We start from the raw sequence: 4,606 nt of genomic DNA, 5'->3' as shown, positions 1-4,606 counted from the left end.
CCCGTACCGTCCTTCGTTTCGGACCTGCACCCTGCGCCGATATGGTAAACAGTCGGTTAACCATCCGATTGGCGCTTGCCGGAAGCCGTCCGGCGTGGGGAGGGCGCACGCCTCTTGCGCCGGCCATCATCCTCGCCCAAAGCCTTGCTCCATGCCGATCTTCCCCCTGTCGATGCTGTCCGGGCCGGTGATCGTAAGGCGGGCTGCGGTCGCGCCGGGCGCGCCCGGACGCGGCGGCCGGAGCGGGATCGGATCGCGGACGGGGGGGAAAGGCCATGCGCCATCATTGTGCCACACTGGGTTGGGATTGCGAGCGTCCATGCCGGCGCCGTGCGCGGGCCGCGGCCGGTGGTCGCCGACGGGGGCTGAGATGGATGGCGGACGGAGTTGACGACGGTGGCGGAACGCAGGCGCGGGTGGCGACGGCCACCGACGACTCGCTGCCGCGCCGGTTCGCCGATTTCGACACACTCGGCGCCGCGCTCGACTATGCCGCCGGGGGCCACAAGGGCCTGAACTTCCACGATGCGCGCGGCCGGCTCGTCCACGCCTATCCGTTCCGCCGGCTGCGCGAGGACGCGCTGGCCGCCGCCCGCCGGATGATCGGCGCGGGGATCGCGCCGGGCGAGCGCGTGGCGCTGGTCGCCGAAACGGGTCCCGAGTTCGCGAGCCTGTTCTTCGGCGCGGTCTATGCCGGCGCCTGGCCGGTCCCGCTGCCGCTGCCGACCTCGTTCGGGGGCCGCGATTCGTACATCGACCAGCTCCGCACCCAGCTGGCGAGCTGCGCCCCGGCGATGCTGATCTTTCCGCCGGAACTCGAACCGATGGCGGCGGAGGCGGCGCGGCTGGCGGACGTGGCGGGCGAGGACTGGGACCGCTTCGCCGGCCGCCCGGCGGACGAGGCGCCGTTGCCCGTCGCCGATCCCGACGCGATCGCCTATCTGCAGTATTCCAGCGGCTCGACCCGCTTCCCGCATGGCGTCGCGATCAGCCATCGCGCGCTGCTCAACAACCTCGCGGCGCATGGACACGGCATGGCGGTGCGCGCGGGCGACCGCTGCGTGTCGTGGCTGCCCTGGTATCATGACATGGGGCTGGTCGGCTGCATGCTGTCGCCGGTCGCCAACCAGGTCTCGGCCGACTATCTGAAAACGGAGGATTTCGCGCGCCGGCCGCTTGCCTGGCTCGACATGATAAGCCGGCACGGCGGGACGACGCTCTCCTATTCCCCGACCTTCGGCTACGACATCTGCGCGCGCCGGATCGGCAGCCAGAGCCGGGTGGGCGACAGGCTCGACCTGTCGCGCTGGCGGATCGCGGGCAACGGCGCCGACATGATCCGCCCGGACGTCATGCAGAGCTTCGTCGACGCGTTCGCCGCCGCCGGCTTCCAGGCGAGCGCGTTCCTGCCGAGCTACGGCTTGGCGGAGGCGACGCTGGCGGTGTCGATCATGCCGCCGGGCGAGGGCATCCGCGCCGAGCTGGTCGAAGAGACGCAGCTGTCGGGCGGCGAGCCCGGCCAGGGCGCGCGCCGGCCGCAACGCTACCGCGCGGTCGTAAACTGCGGCCGGCCGGTGCGCGACATGGCGCTCGCGATCCGCGAGGAGGACGGAACCGACCTCCCCGAACGAGCGATTGGCAAGGTCTGGTGCCGCGGCCCATCAGTCATGACCGGCTATTTTCGCGACCCCGACGCGACCGCCGCCTGCATGGTCGACGGCTGGCTCGACACGGGCGACATGGGCTATCTGAGCGACGGCTATCTCTACATCGTCGGCCGCGCCAAGGACATGATCATCGTCAACGGCCGCAACCACTGGCCGCAGGATATCGAATGGGCGGTGGAGCAGCTGCCCGGCTTCAAGGCCGGCGACATCGCCGCCTTTGCGATCACGACCCCGGGCGGCGAGGAGACGCCCGCCGTCCTCGTCCAGTGTCGCAGTTCCGACGAGGGCGAGCGGGTGCGGCTGCGCGAGGAGATCCGCGAACGGGTACGCTCCGTCACCGGCATGAATTGCGTCATCGAGCTGATCCCACCGCGCACGCTGCCGCGGACCAGCTCGGGCAAGCTCAGCCGCGCAAAGGCACGCAACCTCTATCTGACGGGCGAGATCAAGCCGTACGGGATCGCCGCCTGACGGGTAGCGCCGCGTTAACCTTCAATACGGGTCGGACGAAACCAAGCGGTAACCAGCGGTGGCTAGGCCGATGGGGTGTCCATCCCCGCCCCTTCCGAAACATTCGTTGACCTTCGTGCGCTGCTCGGCCTGACCACGCCGGACGCTCCGCACGATTGGGGCGCGATCCGCGCGTTCCAGCTTCGCTCCGGACGGCATCTGGCGATGTTCCATCTCGCCGCGCAGCTGATCGGCGCGTCGATGGTCGCGCTCGTGTTCGCAGGCTCGGTGCCGGGCTGGCAGCTGGCGACCTGGGGCGCGATCACCGCAGCCGTCGCCACCGCCATCGGTTTTCGCCGACTGTCGTCGCGTGAGACGACGCAGACCGCGGCGACCGCCGGCGACATCCGCGACACCTATCTGGAAGGACTCGCGCTAGCCGCCGTCTGGTCGGTGCCCCCGCTCGCCTTCGACGTGCAGGCGAGCGCGGGGGCCGCGTTCGGCCTGTGGATGGTCCTGTCGGTGCTGATGACCGCATCGGCCATCGCGCTGGCGCCGCTGGCGATGTCGACGCTCATCTTCCTGGGAACGATCGGCCTCGCCGTCGCCACCCGGCTGCTGCTGGTGCAGGCATATGTCGTCGCGGGCGCGACGCTGCTGTTCGTCAGCCTGCTGATGCTCGCCTGCCTGATGCGCGCGCGCAGCCTGGTGGCGCTGCGTTCCGGCCAGCTCGCGCTCGCGGAGCGCGACGAGACCGTCAGCCTGCTGCTGCGCGAGTTCGAGGAGAACGGGGCAGACTGGCTGTGGGAAACCGATGCCGCCCGCCGGGTCGTCAAGGCCTCGCCGCGCTTCGCCTATGCCTGCGGACTCGATCCGGTGACGATCAACGGCATGTCGTTCCTCCAGGTGCTGGCCGGACCCAAATGGGAGCAGGGCAATTTCGCCGCCGGCCTGCGCGACGTCGCCGAGAAGCTGAAGGCGCGCGACAGTTTCCGCGATCTGCGGCTGCCGGTGATCGTAGAGGGCGAGGAGCGATGGTGGGAGATCGCCGCCAGCCCGCGTTTCGATGAGCATGGTGCGTTCGTCGGCTTCCGCGGCGTCGGCTCGGACGTGACCGAGCAACGCGCGAGCGCGGACAAGATCAACCGCATGGCCCGTTTCGACACGCTGACCGGCCTGCGCAATCGCCTCGCGATCAATGAGGCGCTGGGTCGCGCGATGGCGGAAGCAGACAAATGGTCGACCCGTTGCGCGTTCATGATGATCGACCTCGATCGCTTCAAGGCGGTGAACGATACGTTGGGTCATCCGATCGGCGACCGCCTGCTGGGCCGCGTGTCGGAACGGCTGTCGCAGTTGATGACCTCCAACGAGCTGGTCGGGCGGCTGGGCGGCGACGAGTTCGCGGTCGTGGTGCGCGACGCGTCGGATAGCGCGGGCGTCGAGCGGTTCGCCCGCACGATCATCGAGACGCTGTCGCAGCCCTATGAGATCGACCAGCATACGCTTTACATCGGCGCATCGGTGGGCGTCGCCACCGGGCCGCGTGACGGACGCACCGCCGAGATGCTGGTCCGCTCGGCCGATCTTGCGCTCTATCGTTCCAAGGACGCGGGCGGTGGCGGTTTCCACCTCTATGAGCCGCAGCTCCATGTCGCGGCTGAAGAGCGCCGAGTGCTGGAGATGGAGCTGCGCCGCGCGCTGGAGCGTGGGCAGATGCATCTCGACTACCAGCCTGTCGTGGACGCGGGCGGAGGCAAGCTGATCGGGTTCGAGGCGCTGCTGCGCTGGGTGCATCCCGAGTTCGGCGGCATCTCGCCGGTCAAGTTCATCCCGCTGGCCGAGGACACCCGGCTGATCGCACCGATCGGCGAATGGGTGCTGCGCACCGCCTGCGCCGAGGCCGCGCGCTGGCCCGATACGGTACGGGTAGCGGTGAACGTGTCGCCCGAGCAGCTCCACAACCCCAATTTCGTCGCCGTCGTCGCCTCCGCGCTGGCGCAGAGCGGCCTCACCGCCGACCGGCTGGAGGTGGAGGTGACGGAGAGCGTCTTCATGAAGGAAGGTACCGGCGCGGTTCAGGTGCTGGAACGCATATTGGACTTGGGCGTCCGGTTGAGCCTCGACGATTTCGGCACCGGCTATTCGTCGCTCGGCTATCTGTCGCGCACCCGTTTCTCGTCGATCAAGATCGACCGCAGCTTCGTGCAGAGCGCGTCGAAGGGTTCGCGGGAGGCGATCGCGATCATCCGCGCCGTCGTGGCGCTCGCCGACAGCCTGGGCATGGCGACGACCGCGGAGGGCGTGGAGACCGAGGCCGAGCATCTGATGGTGCAGGGCTATGGCTGCTCGAAGGTGCAGGGATATTATTTCGGCCGTCCGCTGCCGGTCGCCGAGGCCCGCGCGCTGGCCACCCAACGCCGCTGGGCGGACGCGGCGGCGGCCTAGCCGGGATCAGCGGCGGGCGTGCTGACGCTTACCGGCGCCAA

Annotated in this window: 2 protein-coding genes; both read left to right on the top strand. The window is 69.5% G+C overall.

Annotated features, from left to right (window positions below):
• Positions 1 to 374: 374 nt before the first annotated feature.
• Complete coding sequence (locus tag HUV01_RS12390; protein WP_174298548.1) at positions 375 to 2,138, top strand: fatty acyl-AMP ligase; 1,764 nt, start codon at positions 375 to 377, stop codon at positions 2,136 to 2,138.
• A gap of 75 nt (positions 2,139 to 2,213) precedes the next feature.
• Positions 2,214 to 4,565, top strand: a complete 2,352-nt coding sequence (locus HUV01_RS12385; RefSeq protein WP_174298547.1) for a putative bifunctional diguanylate cyclase/phosphodiesterase — start codon at positions 2,214 to 2,216, stop codon at positions 4,563 to 4,565.
• The last annotated feature ends 41 nt before the right edge of the window (positions 4,566 to 4,606 follow it).

The organism is Sphingomonas bacterium (genome assembly GCF_903643035.1).
Lineage (GTDB): Bacteria > Pseudomonadota > Alphaproteobacteria > Sphingomonadales > Sphingomonadaceae > Sphingomonas.
The sequence above is the reverse complement of the archived record's forward strand: the minus strand, read 5'-3'. Positions and strand labels throughout refer to the sequence as shown.